Origin of the sequence: Streptosporangium sp. NPDC000563, assembly GCF_040299985.1 — a bacterium.
Taxonomy (GTDB): domain Bacteria; phylum Actinomycetota; class Actinomycetes; order Streptosporangiales; family Streptosporangiaceae; genus Streptosporangium.
Genome location: NZ_JBEPDA010000002.1, coordinates 495862 through 521415, shown reverse-complemented (window position 1 = coordinate 521415; position 25554 = coordinate 495862). Strand labels below are relative to the sequence as shown.

Genomic DNA, 25554 nt, shown 5'->3' with positions numbered 1-25554 from the left:
TGCTCCCCATGATGTTCACCCTGACCATCCTCCTGGCCATGATCACCCACCGCCTCACCCGCTCCCACCCCGCCACACTCCTCGCCATCACGGGCACCGTGTTCATGACCGCTCCGAACCTCTACCTGGGGGTGAACCTCGGGATGTTCACCTGGAGAGGTTTCCAGTCCTGGACAGGCCCCACCCAGACCTTCGGGGCACTGCTGTTCGCCCCGGTCGTCCTGCTGCTCGTCGACCTCCTCGAAGGACGCAGGCGTGACGAAGGACGCAGACGTGACGTCGGCAGATGGCTCCTGCTCGGCGTGTTCATGGTGGCGGTCATGGGAGCCAAGGCCATCCACCTTCCTCCGCTCGCCGCGGGACTGGCCGCCGTCGTCGGGGTCGAGGTGATCAGGCGGCGCCGGATACACCGGCCCGCGCTCGTCGCGCTCGGGATGACGGTGGCGTGCTCTCTCTTCGCGCAGGTAGTACTGTTCGGCGGTGCGAGTCAGGGGACGATGGTCGACCCCCTCTCCCTGCTGCGCCGGGCCTGGGGAGAGCTGACCGGCCACGTCGGCGCGGCCGAGCCGCCGCCGTTCTCGGTGCTCGGTGTCACGGTGCTGTACGCGTTGTGCCTGGCCGTCGCATGGTGCGGGATCCTCGGGCTGCTGTGCAGGCCGAGGCTGCTCCTGCGACCGGCGGTGGTCCTCCTGCTCGGCATGGGCGCCGCGTGTGTCGCCGCCGTGCTCCTGCTCGGGCACCCTCACCTCGGCCAGCTCTACTTCTTCGGGGCCTGCTATCCCTACATGATGATCGTCGCGGCCTACGGGCTCTCCGTCATCGTGCGACGGGCACGGATGCCGCTCAGGACGATCGCGTACGCGGTCGGCGCCGGTGTGATGACGGCCTACCTGATCCGCATGCTGTGCGACGTCAGGACCCCCCTGCCCCCTGGCCGGCCGGACACCGTGCTGTACCTGCCCTACGCCGCGCTCCTGGCCGTCGTCGTGCTGGTGGCCGTCGCCCTGATGGGGACCGGGCGTGGCGGCCTGCGGGCCTGGGCCTTCATGCTTGTCGCGTTCGCGGCGGTCGGGCCGCCCGCGGCCTGGTTCACGCGCGTTCTCCCGGGTGCGGAGAGCGTCCCGGTGGCCCGGACGTTCGGGGAGGTCCCGCCGGTGGCGGTTCAGGCGGTTCCCGAGGGTGCCCTGGAGGCGGGCCGGTGGCTGCGCGCCCACTCGGATCCGGACGACCTGGTCGCCACGAACGCGCACTGCCGCTGGGGGTACGAGAACCCGTGCGACAGCCGCCAGTTCTGGGTGGCCGCCCTGTCGGAGCGGCGGGTGCTGGTCGAGGGATGGACCTACACCGCGGCGAACATGAGCCGCTGGCGGCCGGGGTCCCTGCCGGAGCGCCTGCCGTTCTGGGACGGCGAGCGGCTCGCCCTCAACGACGCCGCCTTCCAGGCCCCCTCGGCGGCCACGATCGGGCGGCTGCGCGAGCGCTACGGGGTGCGCTGGCTCTTCGCCGACGAGCGCCGCACCGGCCGGACCTCCAGGATCGGGGACTTCGCCGAACTGCGGTTCCGCTCCGGCGACTGCGCCGTCTACCGGATTCCGGACGGATCGGCGTGACCTAAGACTTGCGTAATGGATCGCCAAGTAACGACGGCGCGACGCGTGTCGGCCGGTCCTTTCGTTGTTCACTTCGGCCGTGAACGCAACCGACCTGAAGACGATCCCCTTCAACAGGACGCACATCTCGGTGAACGAGCTGGACTACCTGGGGGAGGCCGTGCGCCGACGATCCACCTGCGGAGACGGGCCGTTCACCCGGCGGGCCGCGGAGATCCTCGGAAAGATCACCGGGGCGGGCCAGGTGCTGCTGACCACCTCCTGCACGCACGCGCTGGAGATGTCGGCGATCCTCCTGGATCTCCGGGCCGACGACGAGGTGATCATGCCGTCGTTCACCTTCACGTCGACGGCCAACGCCTATGCGCTGCGCGGGGCGGTCCCGGTCTTCGTCGACTGCAGGCCCGACACCCTCAACGTGGACGAGCGGCTGATCGAAGCGGCGATCACCGATCGCACGCGGGCCGTCGTGGTCGTCCACTACGCGGGCATCGCGTGCGCGATGGAGGAGATCGCCGAACTCTGCGACCGGCATGGCCTCACCCTCATCGAGGACAACGCCCACGGCCTGGGCGGATCCTATCGAGGCCGGCCGCTCGGATCGTTCGGCAGCATGGCCGCGCAGAGCTTCCACGAGACGAAGAACGTGCAGTGCGGGGAGGGCGGCGCGCTGCTGCTGAACGACGCGGGTCTCGTCGCGCGTGCCGAGGTCATCCGGGAGAAGGGCAGCGACCGCAGCCGGTTCTTCCGCGGTCAGGTCGACAAGTACCGATGGGTCGACATCGGCTCCAGCTACCTGCTGTCCGACGTCCTGGCCTCACAGCTGACCTCGCAGCTGGAGTCGTTCCACGAGATCCAGTTCCGGCGCCACGCCGTCTGGCACCGGTACCACGAGGAACTGGCGGACTGGGCGAGGGGGAACGGGATCTCCCGGCCGACGATCCCCGACGGCTGCGCGCATCCGGCGCACCTGTACTACCTGCTGTTCCCGGATCTGGAGAACCGCCGGGCCTTCATCGACCATCTCCGGGGGGAAGGCGTGCAGGCGACGTTCCACTACCAGCCCCTGCACGCCGCGCCCGCGGGGGTGAGGTTCGGTCGAGTGGCCCCGGGGGGTTGCCCGGTCGCGGAGAGGGTCGCCGACCGCCTCGTGCGGCTGCCGCTCTACGCCGACCTGGACGAGACCGGCGTGGCACGAGTGATCGACGCCGTCCGGTCCTACGAGGTGAGCTGATGGCCTGGCGCGACGTGATCGAGGCGCGGGCCGTACGGGCCGTGGAGTCGCCGCTGGAATCGGCCAGGTTCGGATGTTCCGTGGAGCGTCTCACCGTCCCCGTGGAGTCCGGGGCGCCGTTCTCCGCGGTCCGTGAGGCACTCCTGGGGTCGGTCGCGGACGTCGTCGTGCTCCGGTACCCGGCGGAACACGTCGGCTGGTTCGCGAAGCTGGCCGCGCTCGGCCGGACCGCCGTGTTCGCGGACTCCCTCGTGTACTGGCGCCTGCACGCGGGAGAGGGACGCGGGCCTGCTCCGTCACCCGGGCTGCGAACGTCGGAGCCGGCCGGTCCCGCCGCGGTGGAGGCACTGGTATCCGACATCTTCGGCGTGTACGGGAACCACTATCTGGCCAATCCGCTGTTCGACGCGGCCGAGGCCCTGGCGGGCTACCGGGAATGGGCGCTGAGGTCGTCCGCGGAGGGGGAGTGCCTGACACTGGAGGATCGAGGCGCCGGAGTGGAGGCGCCCCGCCCGCTGGGGCTGGCCACGCTGGAGCAGGACGGTCCCCGGACGGAGATCCTCCTGGCCGGAGTGGTCTCCGGCTCACAGGGGCGTGGTCTCTACGCCCACCTGCTCAGGGCCGTCGAGGACCGCGCGCTGGCGCGTGGCGCGGCGGAGGTCGTCATCTCCACCCAGGGACACAACACGCGGGTGCAGAGGGCATGGGCGAGGTACGGATTCGAGCCCGTCCAGACCCTCCTCACCGTTCATCTGGTCCGGAGCCGGCTCCTGCGCGTGCGTGAACGCCAGGACCGCCGGGCCGCCGGGGAAGATCGGCGGCGGACGACCCGACGCGCTCGCGCACCACGTACGTCGGACGGCCCATGCCGTTTCCGTGAATGCGGCCGATGTACTCACCGAGGACTCCGATGGACAACAGCTGGGCGGATGAGAAGAGCGCGACCATCGAGGCGACGGTGGTGAACCCGGCCACCGTGGTGTCGCCCGCGGCGAAACGCCACAGGACGGCGCCCCCCAGCAGCAGGCCGATCACACCGACGAGGAATCCGAGGTAGCTCGCCGCGCGGAGCGGAGCGGTGCTGTAACCGAGGAGCATGTTCATCGCGTGCCCGACCAGCAGGCGCGGCGTGTAGTTCGATCGCCCGTGGTCGCGCTCGTTCATGTGCACGCCGACGGAGCCCACCTGCGTGGTGGCCCATGACAGGGCCACGTCGACCGACGCGTGCGGTCCCGACAGGCCCTCGAACCCGTCGCGCATGTGCGTGCGCAGGGCCCGGAAGGCGCTGATCGTACGCGCGGTGCGGATGCCCAGCGCGCCGGCCATGGCGGCCTTGACCGACCGGGACGCGAGACTCCGCAGGAACCCGTGCTCCTCGTCGTGCGGGACGCCGTACACCAGGTCGAGGCGGTCGCCTTCGAGCGCGGCCAGGAGGAGGGGGATCTGCTCGGGGGGATGTTGCAGGTCGTCGTCCATGGTGACGACGACTTCGAACGCCGCCTCCCTGATGCCGGCGACCAGCGCGTTGTGCTGCCCGTAGTTACGGGACAGGCGGATCGCCCGGACGGCGTCGACCCGGCGGGCCAGCTCCGCGGCGGTCTCCCACGTGTCGTCCGGGCTTCCGTCGACGACGAGGATCACCTCGTGCCGGACGGCCAGGCCGTGAAGGACCGGCATGAGCCTGTCCACCAGCGCCGGAAGGGTCCGCGCTGAGCGGTAACACGGAATAACCACCGACACCGACATTGATCCCCCGATTATTTCTTGTCGCCCACTACAATCCTGTTTCATCCCAATGTCTGACCACGATCCGGAGCGGCCGTCACATGGTTGAAGTCGAAGGTGGAACCGTCCGTGACAATAACCCGCGTTTCGGGCGGCCGGCTGTGATCTCGGCCTTTGGTGGCCACCGCATCACATATCTGTTCGCCGGCGCCATGACGGCTATGGTCTATTACGTTCTCCTCGGCTTAGGATTGCTGGCCTTTGAAGATGGCGTTCCCTATCTTTTCCTGGTCGTGGTCAGCCACCTGATCACCGTGGTGATCGTCTACCCCTGGTACAGGCTGGTGGTCTTCCGCGACTCCGGGTATTCCTGGCCGGCGGGCTACCTGCGGTTCTACGTGGTCGGGCTGAGCTTCCTCGCGGCGTCCGTCGTCGGGGTCCCGCTTCTGGTGGAACTCGCCGGGGTTCCGATCATGGTGGCCCAGGGGATGGTGATACTGACGAGCCCGCCGCTGAGTTACGCGATAAACCGGGCGTGGGTGTTCCGTGACCGAGGAAAAGTGTGAAATCGACAAAACGCCGTACGCTCTTCAGTAAAGGTGTGAGCCGGTGAAGAGGCGTCGATTTCGGGTTCCGGTAAAGTCGGGCGGACATGTGGCCGCACGGCCATGTGTTCTTCGCGGAAGGACTCGAAGAGCGTTGAAGGCACTCGTTCTGGCGGGCGGTAAGGGAACGAGGTTGCGCCCGCTTACCCATACCTCGGCGAAACAACTGGTCCCGGTCGCCAACAAGCCGGTGCTCTATTACGGGCTTGAGGCGATCCGGCAGGCCGGCATCACCGACGTGGGCATCGTCGTCGGCGACACGGGCCGCGAGATCCGGGACGCCGTGGGCGACGGCTCGCGGTTCGGGCTGGACGTCACGTACATCGCCCAGGAGGCTCCCCTCGGGCTGGCGCACTGCGTTCTGATCGCCGGGGAGTTCCTCGCCGACGAGCCGTTCGTGATGTATCTGGGGGACAACTTCCTGGTGGACGGCATCACCGATCTGGTGGACGCCTTCCGCCTGGCCGACCACGACGCGCAGATCCTGCTCACCAGGGTCGCCGAACCGCAGTTCTACGGAGTGGCCGAGATAGGGCCGGAAGGCGAGATCCTCGGGCTGGAGGAGAAGCCGGAGCACCCGCGCAGCGACCTCGCGATCGTCGGGGTCTACATCTTCTCCCCAGCCGTTCACGAGGCGGTCCGGGCGATCACCCCGTCGGCGCGCGGCGAGCTGGAGATCACGGACGCCGTCGCGTGGCTCCTCGACAACGGCTTCCGCGTCCACTCGCACCTTGTGAGCGGCTACTGGAAGGACACCGGGCGCCTCCAGGACATGCTGGAGTGCAACCGCATCGTCCTCGAACGTGTCGAGCCCGACATCAGGGGCACCGTGGACGACCTGAGTGAGGTCACCGGGCGGGTCGTCGTCGAGCCGGGCGCGGTGGTGGAGAACTCGGTCCTTCGCGGTCCGATCGTGATCGGCGCGGACACCAAGATCCTCTCCTCCTACGTCGGCCCCTTCACCTCGATCGGCTCCGGCTGCCTGGTCGGCGGCGCCGAGATCGAATACTCCATCGTGCTCGACGGTTCCTCTGTGCAGGGCGTCTCGCGTATCGCGCACTCCCTGATCGGGCGCGGCGTCGAGGTCAGCCGCGCGGTCGGCGTCTCCAACACCCACGAGCTCATGGTGGGCGACCACAGCAGGATCCAGGTGCGCGCATGAGAGTCCTCGTCACCGGCGGAGCCGGGTTCATCGGGTCCCACTACGCCAGGTCCCTGCTGCTCGGCTCCTGGCCCGGCTGCGAGGACACGCGGGTCACCGTCCTGGACAAGCTCACCTACGCGGGCAACCTCGCCAACCTCGCCCCCCTCGACGGCCACCCCGGTTACGCGTTCGTGCGGGGCGACATCACCGACGCGCGGCTTCTCGCGGACGTCGTTCCCGGCCACGACGTGGTCGTGAACTTCGCGGCGGAGAGCCACGTCGACCGGTCCATCGCGGGCGCGGGCGACTTCGTGACGACGAACGTGCTGGGGACCCAGAGACTTCTCCAGGCCGCGCTGGAGGGCGGAGTCCGCACGTTCCTTCAGGTCTCCACCGACGAGGTGTACGGCTCTATCGAGGAGGGGGCCTGGAGCGAGAGCGAACCGTTGCTGCCGAACTCGCCCTACTCGGCGGCGAAGGCGGGTGGCGACATGCTTTGCCGCGCCTACCACCGCACCCACGGGCTCGACGTCCGGGTGACCCGCTGTTCCAACAACTACGGCCCCTACCAGCACCCCGAGAAGCTGATACCGCTCTTCGTCACCAACCTCCTCGACGGTGAGAAGGTCCCGCTCTACGGTGACGGGCTCAACGTGCGCGACTGGCTGCACGTCGACGACCACTGCAGAGGCATCCAGACGGTGCTGAGGAAGGGCGCGCCCGGCGAGGTCTACAACATCGGCGGCGGCGTCGAGCTGACCAACCGGGAGCTGACCGAGCGGCTGCTGGCCGCGCTCGGCACGGGCTGGGAGGCGGTCGAGCCGGTGGCCGACCGGCTCGGGCACGACCGCCGCTACTGCGTCGACTGGACGAAGATCCGGGCCATCGGCTACGAGCCCCGCAAGGACTTCGGCGACGGCCTGGCCGAGGTGATCCGGTGGTATCGGGACAACCAGCGGTGGTGGCGTCCGCTCAAGGAGCGGACGCCCTGACACCGGACCCGTGCCGCGGGGGCACCGGTCACACGAACATCGTGTCAGCTGTGGAAGATCAGGTCGACCCAGTAGTTCGTCGCCTGGTAGGTGCTCGTCGGGAAGACGTTGCTCGCGCTGTAGGTGTAGACGCCGTTGCCGCCCGAGGCACCGTCGGCCAGGGCGGTGAGGGCGCCGTTGACGTACTGGGAGGTGAAGTACGGGCGGTCCGTCGAGTAGTTGCCGGATGTGGTGTGGTAGGACGCGACGTAGGTGGTGCCGCCGGTGACGTCGACGGGCTGTGAGAAGTTCACCTGCTGCCAGCCGGTGGCGGTCTCGTTTGAGAACACGGCGCTGGCCAGGAGTGTGCCGTCGATCCCCCACAGGCTGGCGGTGTGGGTGCCGGTGTTCTGCGGCCCCTTGTAGAACCGGATCCCGCTCACCTTCCCGTTGGTCGCCGCCTTGAACTTGACGCCGAGGACGACCCCCTGCGGGTCGGACTGCGAAGGGACGCTGGGAACCGGCACCCTGTCCCACAGGCTGTCCGTCGGGACGAACACGACGTCGACCCAGTAGTTCGTCGCCTGGTAGGTGTTCGTCGGGAAGACGTTGCTCGCGCTGTAGGTGTAGACGCCGTTGCCGCCCGAGGCGCCGTCGGCCAGGGCGGTGAGCAGGCCGTTGACGTACTGGGAGGTGAAGTAGGGGCGGGTCGTCGCGTAGTTGCCGGCCGGAGCGTAGTACGAGACGACGTAGGTGGTTCCGGCGGTGAGCACCACCGGTGTCGAGAAGTTGGCCTGCTGCCAGCCGCTGGCGGTCTCGCCGGTGAAGGTGGTGCTGGCCAGGAGGGTGCCGTTGCTCGTCCACAGGCTGCCGATGTGGGTGCCGGTGTTCTGCGCCCCCTTGTAGAACCGGACGCCGATCGCGGTCCCGCTCTTGGCCGCCTGGAACTTGACGCCGAGGACGACCCCCTGAGGGTCGGACTGCGCGGGAACGGCGGGGACCCCCGCACTGTTCCACAGACTGTCGGAGATGCTCTGGTTGACGGGTGGTGACGTGCTCGGCGCGAAGTGGATCAGAGCCTCGTGGTCGAAGGTGTCCCCCCCGAGATAGACGGCGACGATCGGGTGATTTCCCCCGGAGAGGTCGGAGACCGTGATGGTGGCGGGGATGCCATCGGTCTGGAAGGCCGAGCCGAGGACCGTCGAGCCGTCCTTGAAGACCACCTCGCCGGCGGGCACGACGGTGCCGCTGACCGCGTTCACCGTCGCGGTCAGGACGACCGGGTCCCCTCTCCACGCGGGGTTGAGGGAGGAGGTGAGGGTGGTGGTGGTCGGCGGATCGTTCGGCACGGTGAGGCGGGTGTACGGCAGGCTGCCGGTCCCCTGGATGGCGACCGTGTTGTTGAGCGCGAAGACTCGGCCGTTGACGTTGGCGCCGCTACCGACCGTGACCGAGTTCTGCGCGAGGAGATTGCCGCGGAAGGTGCAGTACGTGCCCAGTGTCGCCGAGCCGCTGATCTGCCAGAAGAGATTGTTGGCCTGGGCTCCGCGCTGGAGGTTGATGTTGCCGACGTTCGCCACGTCGAGAGTGGACGCCTGGAAGATGAAGACGGCGTTCGGGTCGCCCTGTGCGTCGAGGGTGAGGGTTCCGCTGATCGAGAACCCCCCGCTGACGGAGTTGTAGACACCCGGCCCCTTGGTCGTCCCGCCCAACTGGGCGGCCACCGTGGCGTCGGGCGTGCGCCCGGCGGCGTCGTTGTAGGCGCTGACCGCGTCGGCCATGGCCAGCGCCGCGGCGGCGTTCCCTATCTGCTTGGAACCGGAGACCGTGCCGGGTGGAAAGCCGGTCACCGTGGTTCCCGGGCTCACCCCCAGATTGCCGGTGACCGTCGTGAGGTTCACGTTGGTGACCGCGGCCCCGGCCAGCACTCCGAACGGCGCGGCGTTGCCGATGTTCACCGGAGCGGCCGCGCTCGCGCCGCCGGGGGTGCCGACGACCGCGCCCATCGCGAGGAAGGACGCCATGGCCGCCTTCAGCAGGACGCGGCCGGCGGAACCTCGCGGGCGGAGCAGGAAGAGCGGTCTGCTCCGGGCCACTCTGGTATCGATCATGGTCGCGGTCATGTCGACCATCTGGTCGAGCGCGTCGCGAACGGTTTTGGACATGCGACACAACTCCTCACTGATCTCGTGATCCGTCAGACGTCCGGTGCTGTCCGTCGCCTGCGATCTGTCATGAATGAAAAATGAGATTTTTTGTCGAGCTTCTTGTGGTTTATTGCATTGATTACAGGAAGTGACCGGAGGTGGATGTCAAGGGAAATTTTCGGATTATCGTTACGCCGCTGAAAGGTGTCACGTGACACGCTGACGACTCTGCCGTGAAGGTCGGCGTGCGCGGGTTCCCGTGTGGCGGGGAAGGGTGCATGTTGGTGTGAGGCTGATGGAAAAATTACTCAATAATACTTTCGGGTATTGCTGATTTTTTGGTGTTAAATCGGCATTGATGCTGTTCGGGGAGGGCTTTTGGGTGGGTGAGGGGCGACCTGCCTTCGCCTCGGTTTCCGCTCGTCTCTTTTGTTGGTGGCCTGCAATATATGTACAAAATATATAAAAGTGTATTTGAAGTGATTGTGCAGTGTTTAGAGGTCTTGGTTTCTTTGTTGGTGGTTGGTCCGGTCTCGTGTGCAGAGCTTGAGCGGCCCCGGGCCCTGGGCGACACGCCCGGACGATGGCGGAATCAGCGGTGCGGGAAAGCGGGCTCTTACAGTCGGGATTGTGTCTTGTCCCGAATCGACGGGGGTTCTGCCGTGAAAGAGAAACTGGTTGTGATCGGCCAGGGGTATGTGGGTCTGCCACTTGCGATGGGGGCCGTCAGGGCGGGCTTCGACGTCGTGGGAATCGATGTGGACGAGTGGAGGGTCAAGCGCCTCAACGCCGCCGAGTCCTATGTCGAGGACATCGATGACGAGACGCTGTCCCTGGCCCACCGGTCCGGCCGATACCTGGCCACCGCCGACTACGCCGCCGCAGAAGGGTTCGACGTCTGTGTGGTGACCGTGCCGACCCCGCTCCGCGAGGGCGTTCCCGACCTGCGCCACATCGGCGCGGCAGGGGAGTCGCTCGCCCCGCTGCTGCGGCGGGGCGCCGCGGTGGTCCTGGAGTCCACCACCTATCCGGGGACCACCGAGGAGTATCTGCTGCCGCTGCTGGAGGAGGGCTCGGGGCTGCGGGCACCACAGGACTTCCATCTGGGCTACAGCCCCGAGCGGATCGACCCGGGCAACGCGCACTGGCGCCTGGGGAACACGCCGAAGGTCGTCTCCGGGATCGACGAGGCGTCGCTGAAGAGGATCGAGGCGTTCTACGCGAGGATGGTGGACGAGGTGGTCCCGGTCTCCTCGCCGCAGGTGGCCGAGCTGTGCAAGCTCCTGGAGAACACCTTCAGGCACGTCAACATCGCCTTGGTGAACGAACTGTCGATCTTCGCGCAACAGCTCGGCATCGACGTCTGGGAGGCCATCGACGCAGCCGCCACCAAGCCGTTCGGCTACATGCGCTTCACCCCCGGTCCCGGCGTCGGCGGGCACTGCCTGCCGATCGACCCGTCGTACCTGTCGTGGAAGGTCAAGCGCAGTCTGGGGCACAACTTCCAGTTCGTGGAACTGGCCAACGACATCAACGACCACATGCCCGACCACGTCGTGCACCGGATCGGACTCGCGCTGAACCGGTTGCGCAAGCCGGTCAACGGCAGCCGGGTGCTCGCGCTCGGCCTCGCGTACAAGAAGAACGCCGGAGACTGCCGAGAGTCACCGGCGATCGACGTGGTGAGGGGTCTTCGCAAGCTGGGCGCGGACGTGCGGGCCGCCGACCCGCACGTGGACTGCTTCCTGCTGCCGCAGGGGATCGAGGTCGTCGCGTTCTCGGAGCGGGAGCTGGCGGCGGCGGACGCGGTGGTGGTCCTCACCGACCACGACTGCTTCGACTACGAGCTCGTCCAGCGGGCGAGCGCCCTCGTCTTCGACACCCGCAACCGCTGCCGGGGGCCGAACGTCGAGAGGCTGTGACCTCAGGAGAGACCGTGACCTCGCGCCGTGGGGCGTCCCGGCGTCCCGGCGGAGGCCGCCGGGACGCCCCACGCCGGATGACCGCGATCCGACGGGGTGGGGGAGCGGTGGGCCCGGCCGGGGATGGTCGCGCCGGAGGGGCAGGACCTCATGACGCGGGCGATCGGGTTTCGAGCGCCGTCGCCGGCGCGGAGCACGGGTCAGGACCTCATGACGCGGGCGATCAGCTCCTCGACCTGGTTGTTGAGCCTGCCGCCCCGGGGCCATCCCGCGTAGTGGGTGAGGAAGACGACGATCTCGCGGAGCTCGTCGGGGGTGAGGTCGCCGGTTCGCAGCGCCGCGTCCAGCTGGAGGTCGACGTCCTCGTTCATGCCCTGGCCGACGAGCAGGCCGATCAGCAGCATGCGCCGGTCGCGGTTCGAGATTCCCTGCCGGGACCACACCTCGGCGAAGAGGTTCTCGATGGTCACCCCGAAGAGGTCGCCGGGTTCGTTCTCACCGTGTTCCCAGCCGTAGACATGTCTCATCGAATACCTCCGTGTGGAAGCCCCCCGGCAGCCGTTCCCCGCCGGGAACGGCCAGTGGAGTCCTTACCCCGTCCGCCCCCGCCGCTTCCGGCCTCAGGGAAAGATCTTTTTTCCCTAAAGTCCAGGTATGTAGATGTATTTCGTACCAGGGATCATCTCGTGTTGCACGCGCGGACTCCGATCGGCGGCGGGCGGGATGCCGCGATAATCGGGATATGCGGTTCGACATCCTCGGCCCCACCCGGATTCGGCTCGACGGTGGCCGCGTGGTCGTCGTGGGCGGACAGGGGATGCGCGCGCTGCTCGTGATGCTCCTCCTCGACGTGGGCAAGGTCGTGACCACCGAGCGGCTGATCGGCGGCCTGTACGGCGACGACCCGCCCGCGAACGCCGCCAACGCCCTGCAGTCCCAGGTCTCGCGGCTGCGCAGGGCACTCGGCGACCAGGAGGTGATCGAGTTCCACCCGGCGGGCTACCGGCTCGCGGCCGGGGCCGACGCCGTCGACGCCCACCGATTCGAAGGGCTCGTCGCGGAGGGTCGCCGGGCACTCGCCTCCGGCGAGCACGACAGGGCCGTGCGGCTGCTGGGCGAGGCGCTCTCCCTGTGGCGCGGGCCCGCGCTCGCCGACGTGGGGGACTCGCCGTTCGCCCCGGCGCCCTCGGCCAGGCTGGAAGGGCTCAGGCTCGACTGCGTGGAGGACCGCGTCCAGGCGGAGCTGGAGCTGGGCCGTCACCGTGAGCTCGTCGCCGAGTTGCAGGGACTCACCGCCGCCCACCCCTTCAGGGAACGGCTGTACGGGCAGCTGATGCGCGCCCTGTACGGCTCGGGCAGGCAGGCCGAGGCCCTGGAGGTGTACGAGGGGGCGAGACGGGTCCTCGGCGAGGAGTTCGGGGTGGACCCGTCGGCTGAGCTGGCCGCCGTGCACCTCGCGGTGCTCAGGGCCGACCCCGCCCTCGCCGGCGTCCCCGCGGCCGGTGCCGCTCACGGTGCCGCCGGCGGCGAGGGCGGCGAGGGCGGCGAGGGCGGGGTCGCCGCGCCCGTCAGGTCGGGACTGCGGGCCCCGCTGACCAGTTTTTTCGGCAGAAAAGAGGAGATGTCCAGGCTCCACGCGCTGCTCGGCGAGGCGAGACTGGTCACCCTCGTCGGTCCCGGCGGCGCGGGCAAGACCCGGCTGGCCGGTGAGGTCGCCGCGAAGGAGCCCGGCGACGTGTGCTTCGTGGAACTGGCCGCCGTCTTCGGCGCGGGAGAGGCGGTCCAGGCCGTACTCGGCGCGCTGGGCGTCCGCGACGCCGGCCTGCTCCCCGGACGCCCGGTCCCGGCACCCCTGGCCAGGCTGGTCGCGGCGCTGGCCGACCGGCCCGTGCTGCTCGTGCTGGACAACTGCGAGCACCTGGTCGCGGAGGTCGCCGAGCTCGCCGGTCACCTGCTCGCCGCCTGCCCGGGGCTGCGCGTCCTGGCGACCGGCAGGGAGGCGCTCGGTATCACCGGGGAGGTGCTTCACCCCGTCGCGCCGCTGCCGGTGCCGAGGGCGGGCACCGGTGCCGAAGAGGCCCTCGCCTACCCCGCCGTGCGGCTCTTCGCCGACAGGGCGGCGGCCGTGCGTCCCGGTTTCCGCGTCGACGACGCCAACGTCGAGCAGGTGCTGGGCATCTGCCGTGCTCTGGATGGCCTGCCGCTCGCGCTGGAACTCGCCGCGGCGCGCCTGCGTTCCCTGCCGGTGGCCGAGGTGGCCTCCCGGCTGGGCGACCGTTTCCGGCTGCTGTCGCGCGGCAGCCGCACCGCGCTGCCCAGGCACCAGACGCTGCGCGCCGTGGTCGCCTGGAGCTGGGACCTGCTCGACGACGACGAGCGGTCGCTGGCCGGACGGCTCACCGTCTTCGCGGGCGGCGCCACGCTGGAGGCGGCCGCCCGGGTGTGCGGACCGAGCGAGGAGGAGGTCGTCGACCTGCTGAGTTCCCTCGCGGAGAAGTCGCTCGTCGAGCGGGTGGGCGAGCGTTACCGGATGTTGGAGACCATCCGCGCGTACTGCGCCGAACGGCTGGCCGAGACCGGCGAGACCGAGGCGCGTCGCGAGGCGCACGCCTCGTACTACGCGGACCTGGCGGCCACGGCGGACTCCCACCTGCGCGGTGCCGGGCAGCTGGAGTGGCTGCGCAGGCTGGACGAGGAACGCGACGACCTGCACGCCGCGCTGCGCTGGGCCGTCGACGCCGGCAGGGTCGAGCAGGGGCTGCGCCTGGTCGCCGGGCTCGCCATGTACTGGTGGCTGCGGGGCCGCCGCTCGGAGGGCGCGGGCCTCGCCGCCGACCTGCTCGTCGCGATCGGACCGTCCCCCGCAGGGGAGGCGCCCGGGGCGGTACCGGCCGAAGGACCGGCCGAGAAGGCCGCCGGATCGGCGCGGGTCGAAGAGCCGGTCGGGCACACGGCGGGGCCGGTGCCGTCCGAGGGAGTGACGGGGGTCGCGCCGATCGAGGGGATGGAGGAGGAGTACGCCATCAGCGTGCTCGTGGCCACCTTCGGCGAGTCGCGGTCGCCCCGGCGTCTCGTCCGGCTGAAGGGAATCATCCCACCGCTCGATCGGCCGTACCGGTGGCCGTTCCTGGCCATGTTGTGGCCGATGCTCACCGGTCCGCCCGACTTCCTGCCGGAACCGCCGCTGCCCGTCATCACCGATCCGTGGGTGCGGGCGCTGGCCCGCTTCGGTCACGGCTACTTCTGTCTGTCCGGAGGCGACGCCGCGAGCGCCGAGCACCACTTCGGGGAGGCGCTGGAGCTGTTCGGCTCCATCGGGGAGCGCTGGGGGAGCGCGCTCACGCTGGCCGAGCTGGCCGGGCTCGCCGACCTGCGGCAGGACACGGCCGCGTCGCGCGCGCTGACCGGTGAGGCGCTCCGGCTGGCGCGGGAGCTCGGGTCGGAGGAGGACATCGCGGAGCTCGTCTGCCATGAGGCCGCGTCGGCCGTACGCGGCGGTGATCTCGCGGCCGCTCACGCCGAGTACCTGCGTGCGGCCGGTCACGCCCGCCGGGCGGGTGTTCCCGACGTGGCGGCGAAGGTCCAGCGTGGCCTCGCCGAGGTCGCGAGGCTCCGAGGGGATCTGGACGAGGCGCGCGCCCTCGCGCTCGGCGCCCTGGAGCTGTGCACGCAGGAGTCGTACGCCACCGAGGAGATCCGGTCGCGGGTCACCGTCGAGCTGGGCCGGATCGCCGCGTCGGGCGGAGACGCCGCCGGGGCGAGAGCCTGGCACCTCAGGGCACTGGGACCCGCGCTGCGGCGTTACTCGCCGCCGGCGGGCCTGGTGCTCGAAGGGCTGGCGGAGGTCGCGCTGCTTGAGGGGGACGCCGAGGGCGCGGCCCGGCTGCTGGGCGCGGCCACGGCCCTCGGCGGCACCCCGGCGGCGAACCTCGACACCGGCGTCACGGCGGCTGTCCGCGCCCGGACCGGTGGTGCCGCCTACGAGCGGGAGCGGCGCGTGGGAACCCGCATGTCGCGAAGCGAGGTGCTCGCGATGTTCGCCATCTGATCCCGCCCGGACGCCCTGGATTCCGAGATGATCGGGGACCCGCGCGGTCCGGTCACGGCGGTGGTGAGGGGCCGTCAGCGGGAGGTGCGCGGGCCGTCAGCGCCGCCGATCACGATGGCGGGCATGAAGGATCACTCCCCGATCACGGATCGCCGCAAATGGGCGACCCTCGCCGTCGCCTGCCTGGCGGCGCTGCTCCTCTCCGTCGACGTCACCGTCCTGCACCTCGCCCTCCCCCAGCTCGTCGCGGACCTGCGGCCCTCGTCCACCCAGATCCTGTGGATCGGTGACGCGTACGGGTTCGCGCTCGCCGGGCTGCTGATCACGATGGGCAACGTCGGCGACCGGATCGGCCGCAGGAGGCTGCTCCTCATCGGCGCCGTGGCCTTCGGGGCGGCCTCGGCGGTGACCGCGTACGCTCCCACCCCCGAGCTGCTCATCGCCGCCCGGGTCCTGCTCGGCGTGGCGGGCGCCACGATCATGCCCTCCACCCTGTCGATCATCCGCAACGTCTTCACCGACCCGAAGGAGAGGACCACGGCGGTCGGCCTGTGGAGCGGGATGGGGGCGGCGGGGTTCGCCCTGGGGCCGGTCGTCGGCGGCCTGCTGCTCGACCACTTCTGGTGGGGGTCGGTCTTCCTGATCAACCTGCCGGTGATGCTGCTCATCGTGGTCGTCGGTTTCCTCGTGCTTCCCGAGTCGCGCAACCCCGCCGCGGGGCGGGTGGACCTCGTGAGCGTTCCGCTGTCCATCGCCGGCGTGATCGGTTTGATCTACGCTGTAAAGGAAGCGGCCGCGTACGGCGTCACCGACGCCGGTGTCCTGGCGGGGAGTGCGGTGGGGATCATCGCCCTGGCGCTGTTCGCGCGGCGGCAGACCCGGCTGGCCGAGCCGCTGATCGACGTCCGCCTCTTCCGGCGCAGGGCCTTCTCCGCCTCGGTCGGCGCGAACCTCATCGCCATCTTCGGCATGTCCGCGCTGTCGTTGATCTTCGCCTGGTACTTCCAGCTCGTCCTGGGGTGGTCACCCCTTCAGGCCGGTCTCGCGGGACTGCCCGGAGGTCTGTCGGCGGCGGTCGGCGGGGTCCTGGCCGCGGGTCTGATCGCCCGGTGGGGCCGGGCGAGGACGGTGGCGCTCGGCCTGGCGATGGCCGCCGTGGCCTTCGCCTGCTACGGCCGGATCATGCCGGACACCTCCTACCTGTACTTCCTCGGCCCCATGATCGTCTGCGGGTTGGGCATCGGGCTGACGTTCGCGGTCACCAACGACACCGTGCTCGCGAGCGTGCCCAGGGAACGGGCCGGTGCCGCGGCGGCGATCTCCGAGACGTCCTTCGAGCTGGGCGGCGCGCTGGGTATCGCCGTGCTGGGCGGCGTCCTGACCGGTGTCTACCGGGGGGAACTCCGGCTCCCCGAAGGGCTGCCCGGCGAGGTGGCCGCCCCCGTCGTGGAGTCGCTGCCCACCGCGCTGGAGGCGGCCGCGGCACTTCCCGGGCGGCTGGGGGTGGCCGTCGCCGAGGCCGCGAGGCTCGCCTTCGTCGCCGGGGTCCAGGTGACAGCGATCACCGCCGCGGTGATGATCGCCGTACTCGCGGTGGTCTCGCTCGCCGGCCTGCGCGGTGTCCCCGACGTGATTCCCGAGATCCCCGAGGAGCTTCTTCCCGAGGCGCGTGGTTGAACGGGACCCCGAGGTGATCGGCTTCCCCGTTTCCCTCGGGTGCCCGCGTCCTCGCGGCCGACGCCTCGCCGTCGCCCGCGGTGGCGCCGAGCTCTGACCGTCGACCCGCTCGCGACGTCTCGCCGCGAGCGGGCCCGGTTCCTGAGAGCGCTCTCACTTAAATGTAACACCAAGGGGACGGATGTTGAGATTCCCCTGGTAGAGGCGGTTCTAGGGCCGTAAGGCATCCGCAGGGCAGGTTTTTGTATGAGAGAGCGCTCTCGCGAGAGTATTGACTCGGCTGTGTCACAGCGTCAGGATCTGCGAAGTGCGGACTCGGGGGATCCGCAGGTCCATCGCAGTACCTCGAGAACGGATCCTCGATGATCAGACCCTTCGCCCGACAGGGCGCCCGCCGGAGCGGACTCGCGGTGCTGGCGAGTCTCGCCGTCCTGTCAGCGGGCGTCACCGGGATTCCGAGCGCGGGCGCCGAGACCGCGACGGGCGGCCGGCAGCCGGTGATCGGCAAGCCCGCCCTGGACGCACGCGGCTGTGCCCGCATCGAGAAGAAGCTGCCCGTCCTCTCCGAATGGCCCAAGGTCAAGAGCAGGATCGAGCAGAACCGGTCCGACGAGAAGCGAGTGGCGAAGATCCTCGCGGGCATGACGCTCGCCGAGAAGGTCGGCCAGATGACCCAGCCGGAGATCGTCGCGATCACCCCGGAGGAGGTCGGGCGATACTTCATCGGCTCGGTGCTCAACGGCGGCGGCTCCTGGCCGGGCCGCGACAAGCACGCCGCGCGTAAGGCCTGGCTCGACCTCGCCGACGCCTACTGGAACGCCTCCGTCGCCACCCGCGCGAAGATCCCCGTCATCTGGGGCACCGACGCCGTCCACGGCAACAACAACGTCTACGACACCACCGTCTTCCCGCACAACATCGGACTGGGCGCCGCCCAGGACCCGTGTCTCGTGCGCGACATCGGGGCGGCGACCGCCCGGCAGACGCGCGCCACCGGCCAGGACTGGGCGTTCGCGCCCAGCGTCTCCGTCCCCCTCGACGACCGGTGGGGCCGCACGTACGAGGGCTTCTCCGAAGACCCCAGGATCACCCGGGCGTACGGGTACGAGGCCGTCAAGGGCCTGCAGGGCAAGCATCCGCGCGGTATCGGCCAGGACGGCGTCATCGCCACCGCCAAGCACTTCATCGGTGACGGCGGCACCCTCAAGGGCGTGGACCAGGGTGTGAACCCCTCGTCCGAGGCCGAGATGATCAACGTGCACGGTCAGGGCTACTACGGTGCCCTCGCGGCCGGGGCCCAGAGCGTGATGGTCTCGTTCAACAGCTGGAAGAACGCCGACCTCGGTATCGACGAGGGCAAGCTGCACGGCAGCAAGCGCGTCGTCACCGACATCCTCAAGCAGAAGATGGGCTTCGACGGCGTCGTCGTCTCCGACTGGAACGGCATCGGCCAGGTCGCCGGATGCACCAACGCGAGCTGTCCCCAGGCGATCAACGCGGGTATCGACGTGGTGATGGTGCCCAACGACTGGAAGGCGTTCATCACCAACACGATCGCCCAGGTCGAGAGCGGCGCGATCCCGATGGCGCGCATCGACGACGCGGTGACGCGCATCCTGCGGGTGAAACTGCGCGCCGGAGTGCTCGACGGCCCCAAGCCCTCCAAGCGCGCCTTCGCCGGGTCCGCCGACGCGGCGGAGACGAGGAGGCTCGCCAGGGAGGCCGTGCGCAAATCGCAGGTCCTGCTCAAGAACAACGGCAGGGTGCTGCCGCTGGCCGCGAAGTCCAAGGTCCTCGTGGTCGGCAAGAGCGCCGACAGCCTGCAGAACCAGACCGGCGGATGGACCCTCACCTGGCAGGGCACGAACAACGTCAACGCCGACTTCCCCAGGGGCACGACGATCCTCGGCGGGCTGCGCGAGGCGCTCGGCCAGTCCCGCGTCACCTTCAGCGAGACCGGCGACGGCGTCGACCCCTCGGCGTACGACGCGGTCATCGCGGTGATCGGCGAGACCCCGTACGCCGAGGGCATCGGCGACCTGGCGCGGCGCACGCTGGAGGCCGCCAAGATCTACCCGGCCGACCTCGCGGTGCTCGACAAGGTCACCGGTAAGGGCACCCCCGTCGTCACCGTCTACGTCGGCGGCCGGCCGCTGTGGATGAACAAGGAGCTCAACCGCTCCGACGCCTTCGTCGCGGCGTGGCTGCCGGGAACCGAGGGCGGCGGCGTCGCCGACGTGCTCGTCCGGGGCAAGCACCGCGACGGCTTCACCGGCAGGCTGCCGTACTCGTGGCCGAAGAGCGCCTGCCAGTCGCCGCTCAACCCGGGAGCCGACGGATACGACCCGCTGTTCCCGCTCGGGTACGGCCTGCGTGACGGTCAGAGCGGGCAGGTCGGCAGGCTCGACGAGACCGCGCCGCCGTTCGGCTGCGGTGAGCAGGGCGGTGGTGGCGAGGCGAGCGAGGACCTGGAGATCTTCAACCGCACCGACATCGCGCCGTACAGGAGCTTCATCGGCTCCGCCGAGAACTGGGGCGGCACCGAGATCGGCGCCGACGGCGAGGCGGCGCACGCCGAGATCACCGTGGTGCCCTCCGACGTCAACGTGCAGCAGGACGCTCTGAAGGCGACCTGGACCGGCATCGGTCCCGCCCAGCTCTACCTGCAGAACCCGGCGGGCGGTACGGACCTGCGGGGCTACCTCAACACGAAGGGGGCGCTGGTCTTCGACACGATCGTCCACCAGGCGCCGGCCGCGAGGACCGTGCTCGGCGTCCACTGCGTCTATCCGTGCCTCTCCGAGGTGGTGGCGACCTCCCTCTTCCAGGGGCTTCCGGTCGGCGTGAAGTCGACCGTGAAGATCCCCGTCGCCTGCTTCGCCGCGGCGGGCCTCGACCTGGAGGTGGTCAACACCCCGTTCCTCGTCTACACCGAGGGGGCCTTCTCCGCGTCGTTCGCGAACGTCCGCTGGGTGCCGCAGGCGGCCGACGATCCCGACGCGAAGAAGTGCGAGGATCTGACCTGACACCGAGGACGTAGGCGAACGCCTCCCGGTGGGCCCTGGCTCTCCCGATGACCGACCACGGTGTCGTCAACGGCATCGGCCGGCATCGGCCGGCATCGGCCGACTCTGACCGGGAGGCGTTCGCCCGCGCTCACCGGACGCGGGTGAACGCCTCCCGGTCGGTGGGGCAGACCCCGTTGACGACACCGTGGCGTCACCGTGGAAATCGTCGTCGTCAGTCGGTGGGCAGGAGGGTTCCGAGCGGCCCGAGGTCGAGGTTGAGATCGGACGGTGAGAGCTCGAAGCGCTCGCACAGCTCGGTCATGGCCTCCTCGAGGCGCATCAGTGTCACGCCCAGCACCTCCACCTGCTCGTCGGAGAGGTCCCCCTGGTCCATCCGGCGCACACACTGGCGTTCCACCAGCTGCCGTATCAGCTCGACGAGGGTGAGCACGAGGCGGGACAGGTCCCGTCCCACGGCCTCGGGATCGGTGTTCACCTTCCAGCGGACGGTCCTCGCCGGTCCTCGCGCGTTCCCGGCCCTGCCCGCGGGGGTGGTTCGCGTGACCTTGAACCGTCTCCTCGCGGGAGGGCGGAGCCGCTCCCGGGTGACACGAGGATCCTCCGTGCCGCCGAGGTCCTCTGCCGGGGGGACGCCGGGGAGAGGATTCACATCGCTCGCCCGAGGGGCGCCAGGGGAGCGGTTCGTCACAGCGGCCCCTCCTCGCCGGAGTCCCACGGGAGTGCGACCGCGCCGTGCGGGTGGGCGGACGGTATCGGGTCGGAGGCTCGCACGGAGGTGATGAGGGCGCGCAGGGAGATGCGGACGAGGTCGATGTCGGCGATGGACAGCACCAGGTCCCCGCTCACGACCACCCCGCCGGCCAGCAGCCGGTCGAGCAGGTCCACCAGTGCCACGCGTTCGGGGGGGATGTGTCCGGCGGCGGCGAGTTCGGCACCTCTCGGCTGGTGGTCACGGGGCATCGAGTGTCTCCGCACGGGTCGGGCCGAGGTCCACCGAGGTGAAGGAGTACGGCGCCCAGGGGCCGGTGAGCTGTATCTCGATCTCCTCGCCCCGCAGCGCGTCGACGGCCGCGACGAACTCCTCACGGCGGTCCTCGGCGACGAGGTAGGCGCCGTTGAGCAGCATCGTCTCCTCGCGGCCGGACAGTCGCGGGTCCTGCGGCCGATGGCGGTGGCAGGCGACCGAGATGGACGCGAGGGTGGTGTGGATGTCCTCGGCCCGCCGTGCCGCCAGACGCCAGGCGTCCTCCCTGCCGCGCAGGCTCGCCCGGCGGCGCTTCAGGTACGCCGTTCCCGGGCTGTCGGTCTCCTCGGGGGCCTCCTCGGCGCGAGGGGCCTCCTCGCTCGGTTTCGCGTACGCCTTCACCCCCCACTCCCTGCATCCGGTGACGTGGTCGAGCACCTCGGCGAGGTCGTCGTGCCTGCGCCGGAGCAGGTCGCGGACCTGGTCCTCGCTGCTGTAGACCGTCACCAGCCTGACCGGAGCCGTGGGGGCCTCCTTCGCCACGGCCTCCACGACCCGGTCGTGGGCGCGGGCCGTCCCCCCGACCCAGTCCAGGTCCTCCAGGAAACGCCGCAGCGGCTCCTCACCGAACTCCTCCAGGGGCACCGGGCTCACGTACGCGGCCAGGCCCTCGTGGGTGATCGCGCGCACCGGCGCTCCGGTCACGCCCGCCACCTCCTCCGGGAGAGGGTGCCCCACATCCTGGGCGATCGCGTAGAGATATGTGCCCGTCTCAGCCATCGCGCTCCTCCCTGAACCTTCCTGTCGACCGAAGCTCCCGGGCGTCACCGGAGGACCCCCTGTCGAGGGAACGGCGCCGGGTGCCCTCCATCTCCTCGTCGCCCTCGACGGCGGACAGCCGGTCGCGCAGGACGCGGTTCTCCTCGATCAGGTCGCGGTCGCGGGAGCTGAGCCACGGATCGTGTTCCCACCAGTCGATCCCCAGCTCCCGCGCCGTGTCGACCGAGGCGATGAGCAGGCGCAGCTTGATGGTGAGCAGCTCGATGTCCAGCAGGTTCACGCGGATGTCACCCACGATCACCACACCCCTGTCGAGCACCCGCTCCAGGATGTCGGCGAGGTTGGCGGAGGACTCCCGCCCGCCGGAGGAGCGCGGAAAGGACCCGCCGGATCGCATCACGTCGGCCACGTCAGCCCCCCTCGGCACTGTCCGCCCGGCCGCGCCGGTAGCGCTTCACCCTGCGGTACGACAGCAGGTCGCCGGTGGCGTCCAGCTCGATCTGGTAGAGCGACAGCATGTCGCCGGAGGAGGGGATGTGGCGGCTCTCGACGACCTCGACCTCGACCAGCCAGCCGTCCTCGGCCCGTCGTACCAGCGTCACCCCTTCCGTTTCCTTCGAGGTCAGGTCGGCGATGTGCCGCAACCCCGCAGCTCCGGCGGTCGCCGCGGACAGGGCGGAGGAACGCCGCCGCGGCTTCTTCGCGGGCTCGTCCTCGTCCTCTTCCTCCTCTTCGTCCAGGTCCTCCTCAGAGAGGTCCTCGTAGGGCTCCTCGTCCTCGTCGAAGTCCTCGTCGAAGGTCTCGTCGCCGGCGGTCTCGTAGGAATCGTCGGCGGAGCGCTTCTCACGGGTTCCGCGCCTGACAGGCATGGGATCATTCCCCTCGTCGTCTCCGCAGCGATGCGGTCCTACCGGCTAGGTGAGCAGATCTCCGAGGATCCGCTCCGCGGCCGCGGCCTCCTCCTCCTCGGAGATCTCGCCGGAGGCCCTGGCCTCCTCCAGCTCCTCCAGGCGGCGCCTCACCGCCGCGGGGCTCCGGAGTTCCTGCTCGGCCTGTTCCTGAAGCAGCTCCGCGAGCCGGATCAGCCCGCGCAGCGGCGCGAGCGGCAGGCCGAAGATGAGCCCCAGTGGTTCCACGATCGATCAACCTCCTTCCACATCCCGGCGCCTACGTCTTGACGAAGTCGTACGGTGCCAGCGGGCCGAGCAGGCGCAGCTCGACACGGCCTGCCCACCGGGTCCCGAACTCGTCCACGGCCTCCTCGATCTCCCGGCCACGGTCGGTGTCCGCGAGCAGGGCCACGTGGACGGCGTCCCGCTCGTGGGTGGGCTCGCGGACGATGGCGGAGACGCAGAGCGGGTCGAAGGCTTCGACCAACGCGTCGGTGTCGGCCTCACGCTTGGCCGCGATCGACGTGTTGATCAGCTCTCCGAGCCGCATCCTCGTGTCCCACGTCGCCTCCTCGGGGCGTCCGTGGATCGCCTCACGCAGCCGCGCGATCTCCGGATCCTCGTCGAGCACCTCCCGCAGGATGGCCCGCTCGACGTAGCGTCCCTTCACGACGTACTCCGCGCGTCCTTCCAGTTCGTTCAGCGTGGCGAGGAACTCGTCGTAGTGGGGGGCGAGCAGTTCGTCGACGACCGCCTGGGCGTCCGTCACCACCGCTCCGAAACGCAGGGGGAGTACGGGCACCTGCGTGGCGGTGGCGTCGAGCAGGTGCTCGTGGGCCATGAGGTCGTCCGGCCTGCCGAGGGGGCGGTCGGTGAAGACGTCGCTCACCAGGGCGGCGATCTCCTTGTGGCGTACCAACTCGACCACGTTCGGCGGATCTCCCACGCCTCGGGTGCCCGGGGTCAGCTCGACGTCGGACGGAATGATCCCGTACACGTAGGTGCCGGTGACGCTCCCGGGGGCGCCGTGTTCCTTGGATCGGGGTCCTTTGGGGCGGGCCGTGGCGGCTCGTTCGGCGCGAGCGGTGTCGTGCTGTGTCGTCCCGCGGGTACCGCTCCCAGGGTTGTCCGATCGGACCGCCCCGCGCTTGTCAGTGGAACCGGACATCTCACTCCTCCCTGCGCCGTCTGCGGCGGGGCGCCGGCTCGCGTTCCTCGTCGGCCTCCTCGAACTCGTCCTCGTCCTCGCCGGTCGTCAGGCCTTTGATCTTCTCCCCTGCCGCGTCCAGCAGTCCCTGCGTCGCGCCCTTGACCTTCGCCTTGCTGCCGCCCTGCGTCATGTCCTCCACCAGTTCCGGTAGCCCCTTCTGCTTGCCGGTCTGGGTGAGGTCGAGGCGGTTGACGGCCTCGGCGAAGCGTAGATAGGTGTCGACGCTGGCCACCACGATCCGGGCGTCGATCGTCAGCAGTTCGATCCCGACCAGGGAGACCCTGACGTAGGCGTCGATCACGAGTCCCTTGTCGAGGATCGTGTCGATGACATCGGCCAATCCTGACGAGGATCCGCGACCGCTCGCACCGGCTCCCGAAGGTTGAACGATGCTCATGGCGTCTCCTCCCCGCTGTCCCCGAGAATTTCCCGGTCACGTCCGGTCACGTACGACTGGCCGTCCTGCGGCGGGTGGGGCGCTTGGGCTTCTCTTCCTCGCTCTGGGAAGCGGCGGACCTGCGACGCCGCGGACGCCTGGGAGGCTCTTCCTCTTCTTCCTCTTCTTCCTCTTCTTCGTCCTCGTCGGCTGCGCGCTCCTCTTCCGGCTCTTCCTCGGGCTCCTCTTCCTCCTCCTCTTCGCCTTCTTCGAATTCGTCCTCCTCGGGCTCTTCTTCGAACTCCTCCTCGCCCTCTTCCGGCTCCTCGGCCTCGCCGCGCTCCTCCTCGGAGCCCTTCTCGGCCTCCTCCTTTTCCTTCTCCTCGCGAAGTGCCGTCTCCTGATCCTTGACGACCTTGCTGTCGCGGATCTCGCCGCGCCATCCCTCAAGGTCATCGGGCTTCAGGAGCACCCGGCTCATGACGTGCCGCCGGAAGTGCTTGAGTTCCAGGCGCGCACGCCTGCCCTGGGCGCGCCACAGGTTGCCGGTGCGCTCGAAGAGGCCCTGCGGGTAGTACTCCAGGACGAGCAGGACCCGGGTGAGATCGGGAGTGATCTCGTGGAAGGTCACGGCACCGTCGACGTGCCCTTTCTGTCCCTTCGACCGCCAGATGATCCGCTTGTCGGGCAGCTGTTCGAGGATCGTCGACTCCCAGGTCCGGCGGGACAGGAAGATCTTCGCCGTCCAATCGAGCTTCTCGTCGGACTTCTGGTCGACGCCCTCGACCTTCTTCATGAAGCTCGGGAAGTCGCCGAACTGGGTCCACTGGTCGTAGACGACGCGTACGGGGGCGCCGATGTCGATCGTCTCGATGATGTTGATCATCTTCAGCTTCCCGCTCTGGCCGCCCTTGCCCCCGCCTCCCGTCAGTTTCTTGGTCAGGCCACCGATCGCCATCTTGCCCAGGCCCTTCACCATGTTTCCGGCGATGGACGCTTTGGGGTGCTTGGAACCGGTCATCGCGCTGAGCAGGCCGGACCCGCCGCCTTCTGCGTAGTCGGTCAACCGGCCGGTCGCGCCTTGGATCTTCTCGCTCACCGTTGACAGAGCCCGCTCCCCAATGGCTCCGGCGAGGTTCTGGAACTCCTGTTTGAGTCGGCTGGGGGGTGCTTCCTTGTCGCCCTCACTGTCGGGGCGCTTCTTCGAGGTCTCGGCCATCTA

General features: G+C 69.6%; 21 protein-coding genes and 1 pseudogene. 10 read left to right on the top strand and 12 right to left on the bottom strand.

Annotated elements, in window-relative coordinates; all coding sequences use genetic code 11:
- From ABT352_RS10710 to ABT352_RS10700, 3 genes and pseudogenes are all read left to right on the top strand, one after another.
- Positions 1 to 1610, top strand: a 1610-nt coding sequence (locus tag ABT352_RS10710) for a hypothetical protein (RefSeq protein ID WP_350944233.1), incomplete at its 5' end; no start/stop codon positions are given.
- A gap of 79 nt (positions 1611 to 1689) precedes the next feature.
- Positions 1690 to 2844, top strand: a complete 1155-nt coding sequence (gene rffA, locus ABT352_RS10705; protein ID WP_350944231.1) for a dTDP-4-amino-4,6-dideoxygalactose transaminase — start codon at positions 1690 to 1692, stop codon at positions 2842 to 2844.
- Positions 2844 to 3554 (top strand): annotated as a pseudogene (locus ABT352_RS10700) (GNAT family N-acetyltransferase); the annotation flags it as partial. The gene rffA and the pseudogene ABT352_RS10700, both read left to right, overlap by 1 nt.
- Positions 3555 to 3585: 31 nt before the next feature.
- Here the strand turns inward: ABT352_RS10700 and ABT352_RS10695 are convergent.
- Positions 3586 to 4590: a glycosyltransferase family 2 protein gene (locus ABT352_RS10695; protein WP_350944230.1), complete on the bottom strand. Its 1005-nt coding sequence runs from the start codon at positions 4588 to 4590 to the stop codon at positions 3586 to 3588.
- A gap of 80 nt (positions 4591 to 4670) precedes the next feature.
- Here ABT352_RS10695 and ABT352_RS10690 point away from each other — a divergent pair, with 80 nt between their 5' ends.
- From ABT352_RS10690 to rfbB, 3 genes are all read left to right on the top strand, one after another.
- Positions 4671 to 5135 (top strand): GtrA family protein, encoded by a 465-nt coding sequence (locus ABT352_RS10690; protein ID WP_350944228.1) that lies wholly within the window; start codon positions 4671 to 4673, stop codon positions 5133 to 5135.
- A 133-nt stretch (positions 5136 to 5268) separates the two neighbouring features.
- Positions 5269 to 6336, top strand: coding sequence for a glucose-1-phosphate thymidylyltransferase (locus ABT352_RS10685; RefSeq protein WP_350944226.1), 1068 nt, complete (start codon positions 5269 to 5271; stop codon positions 6334 to 6336).
- Positions 6333 to 7310, top strand: coding sequence for a dTDP-glucose 4,6-dehydratase (rfbB, locus tag ABT352_RS10680; RefSeq protein WP_350944225.1), 978 nt, complete (start codon positions 6333 to 6335; stop codon positions 7308 to 7310). Before ABT352_RS10685 ends, rfbB begins: the two co-directional genes overlap by 4 nt.
- Before the next feature lie 44 nt (positions 7311 to 7354).
- Here rfbB and ABT352_RS10675 read toward each other — a convergent pair whose 3' ends face one another.
- Positions 7355 to 9454 carry a DUF4082 domain-containing protein gene (locus ABT352_RS10675; RefSeq protein ID WP_350944224.1) on the bottom strand — a complete coding sequence of 700 codons (2100 nt, stop codon included), beginning with the start codon at positions 9452 to 9454 and terminating at the stop codon, positions 7355 to 7357.
- Positions 9455 to 10098: 644 nt separating this feature from the next.
- On the opposite strand from ABT352_RS10675, the gene ABT352_RS10670 reads away from it, so the two are divergent.
- On the top strand, positions 10099 to 11358 hold the full coding sequence (locus ABT352_RS10670; protein ID WP_350944222.1) for a nucleotide sugar dehydrogenase: 1260 nt from the start codon (positions 10099 to 10101) through the stop codon (positions 11356 to 11358).
- A gap of 200 nt (positions 11359 to 11558) precedes the next feature.
- On the opposite strand, the gene ABT352_RS10665 is transcribed toward ABT352_RS10670, so the two are convergent.
- Positions 11559 to 11885, bottom strand: coding sequence for a carboxymuconolactone decarboxylase family protein (locus tag ABT352_RS10665; protein ID WP_350944221.1), 327 nt, complete (start codon positions 11883 to 11885; stop codon positions 11559 to 11561).
- Between the two features lie 215 nt (positions 11886 to 12100).
- Between ABT352_RS10665 and ABT352_RS10660 the strand changes: the two genes are divergently transcribed.
- From ABT352_RS10660 to ABT352_RS10650, 3 genes are all read left to right on the top strand, one after another.
- Positions 12101 to 15406, top strand: coding sequence for an AfsR/SARP family transcriptional regulator (locus tag ABT352_RS10660; protein WP_350944219.1), 3306 nt, complete (start codon positions 12101 to 12103; stop codon positions 15404 to 15406).
- 123 nt (positions 15407 to 15529) lie between these two features.
- Positions 15530 to 17083 carry an MFS transporter gene (locus tag ABT352_RS10655; RefSeq protein WP_350944218.1) on the top strand — a complete coding sequence of 518 codons (1554 nt, stop codon included), beginning with the start codon at positions 15530 to 15532 and terminating at the stop codon, positions 17081 to 17083.
- A gap of 362 nt (positions 17084 to 17445) precedes the next feature.
- On the top strand, positions 17446 to 20109 hold the full coding sequence (locus tag ABT352_RS10650; protein ID WP_350944216.1) for a glycoside hydrolase family 3 N-terminal domain-containing protein: 2664 nt from the start codon (positions 17446 to 17448) through the stop codon (positions 20107 to 20109).
- A gap of 214 nt (positions 20110 to 20323) precedes the next feature.
- On the opposite strand, the gene ABT352_RS10645 is transcribed toward ABT352_RS10650, so the two are convergent.
- The 9 genes from ABT352_RS10645 to ABT352_RS10605 are packed head-to-tail and all read right to left on the bottom strand — an operon-like array spanning position 20324 to position 25551.
- Positions 20324 to 20800 (bottom strand): gas vesicle protein K, encoded by a 477-nt coding sequence (locus ABT352_RS10645; RefSeq protein ID WP_350944214.1) that lies wholly within the window; start codon positions 20798 to 20800, stop codon positions 20324 to 20326.
- On the bottom strand, positions 20797 to 21072 hold the full coding sequence (locus ABT352_RS10640) for a gas vesicle protein (RefSeq protein ID WP_350944213.1): 276 nt from the start codon (positions 21070 to 21072) through the stop codon (positions 20797 to 20799). The genes ABT352_RS10645 and ABT352_RS10640 overlap by 4 nt, the downstream gene beginning before the upstream one ends.
- Positions 21062 to 21856, bottom strand: a complete 795-nt coding sequence (locus ABT352_RS10635) for a GvpL/GvpF family gas vesicle protein (protein WP_350944211.1) — start codon at positions 21854 to 21856, stop codon at positions 21062 to 21064. Before ABT352_RS10635 ends, ABT352_RS10640 begins: the two co-directional genes overlap by 11 nt.
- On the bottom strand, positions 21849 to 22265 hold the full coding sequence (locus ABT352_RS10630) for a gas vesicle protein (protein ID WP_502992854.1): 417 nt from the start codon (positions 22263 to 22265) through the stop codon (positions 21849 to 21851). The genes ABT352_RS10635 and ABT352_RS10630 overlap by 8 nt, the downstream gene beginning before the upstream one ends.
- 1 nt (position 22266) lies before the next feature.
- A complete protein-coding gene (gene gvpO / locus ABT352_RS10625) occupies positions 22267 to 22725 on the bottom strand; it encodes a gas vesicle protein GvpO (RefSeq protein WP_350944210.1) in 459 nt (152 codons plus the stop codon).
- A 45-nt stretch (positions 22726 to 22770) separates the two neighbouring features.
- A complete protein-coding gene (locus tag ABT352_RS10620) occupies positions 22771 to 22992 on the bottom strand; it encodes a gas vesicle protein GvpG (protein WP_350944208.1) in 222 nt (73 codons plus the stop codon).
- 31 nt (positions 22993 to 23023) lie between these two features.
- A complete protein-coding gene (locus tag ABT352_RS10615) occupies positions 23024 to 23914 on the bottom strand; it encodes a GvpL/GvpF family gas vesicle protein (protein WP_350944207.1) in 891 nt (296 codons plus the stop codon).
- 1 nt (position 23915) lies between these two features.
- Positions 23916 to 24353: a gas vesicle protein GvpJ gene (gene gvpJ / locus ABT352_RS10610; RefSeq protein WP_350944206.1), complete on the bottom strand. Its 438-nt coding sequence runs from the start codon at positions 24351 to 24353 to the stop codon at positions 23916 to 23918.
- Positions 24354 to 24399: 46 nt separating this feature from the next.
- A complete protein-coding gene (locus tag ABT352_RS10605) occupies positions 24400 to 25551 on the bottom strand; it encodes an SRPBCC family protein (protein ID WP_350944204.1) in 1152 nt (383 codons plus the stop codon).
- Positions 25552 to 25554: the final 3 nt, after the last annotated feature.

Bases quoted from the DNA above. Each gene is read 5' to 3' on its own strand.
- ABT352_RS10695 (WP_350944230.1), bottom strand. From the start codon at position 4,590: ATGTCGGTGTCGGTGGTTATTCCGTGTTACCGCTCAGCGCGGACCCTT.
- ABT352_RS10690 (WP_350944228.1), top strand. From the start codon at position 4,671: ATGGTTGAAGTCGAAGGTGGAACCGTCCGTGACAATAACCCGCGTTTC.
- rfbB (WP_350944225.1), top strand. From the start codon at position 6,333: ATGAGAGTCCTCGTCACCGGCGGAGCCGGGTTCATCGGGTCCCACTAC.
- ABT352_RS10675 (WP_350944224.1), bottom strand. From the start codon at position 9,454: ATGTCCAAAACCGTTCGCGACGCGCTCGACCAGATGGTCGACATGACC.
- ABT352_RS10665 (WP_350944221.1), bottom strand. From the start codon at position 11,885: ATGAGACATGTCTACGGCTGGGAACACGGTGAGAACGAACCCGGCGAC.
- ABT352_RS10660 (WP_350944219.1), top strand. From the start codon at position 12,101: ATGCGGTTCGACATCCTCGGCCCCACCCGGATTCGGCTCGACGGTGGC.
- ABT352_RS10655 (WP_350944218.1), top strand. From the start codon at position 15,530: ATGAAGGATCACTCCCCGATCACGGATCGCCGCAAATGGGCGACCCTC.
- ABT352_RS10650 (WP_350944216.1), top strand. From the start codon at position 17,446: ATGATCAGACCCTTCGCCCGACAGGGCGCCCGCCGGAGCGGACTCGCG.
- ABT352_RS10640 (WP_350944213.1), bottom strand. From the start codon at position 21,072: ATGCCCCGTGACCACCAGCCGAGAGGTGCCGAACTCGCCGCCGCCGGA.
- ABT352_RS10635 (WP_350944211.1), bottom strand. From the start codon at position 21,856: ATGGCTGAGACGGGCACATATCTCTACGCGATCGCCCAGGATGTGGGG.
- gvpO (WP_350944210.1), bottom strand. From the start codon at position 22,725: ATGCCTGTCAGGCGCGGAACCCGTGAGAAGCGCTCCGCCGACGATTCC.
- ABT352_RS10615 (WP_350944207.1), bottom strand. From the start codon at position 23,914: ATGTCCGGTTCCACTGACAAGCGCGGGGCGGTCCGATCGGACAACCCT.
- gvpJ (WP_350944206.1), bottom strand. From the start codon at position 24,353: ATGAGCATCGTTCAACCTTCGGGAGCCGGTGCGAGCGGTCGCGGATCC.
- ABT352_RS10605 (WP_350944204.1), bottom strand. From the start codon at position 25,551: ATGGCCGAGACCTCGAAGAAGCGCCCCGACAGTGAGGGCGACAAGGAA.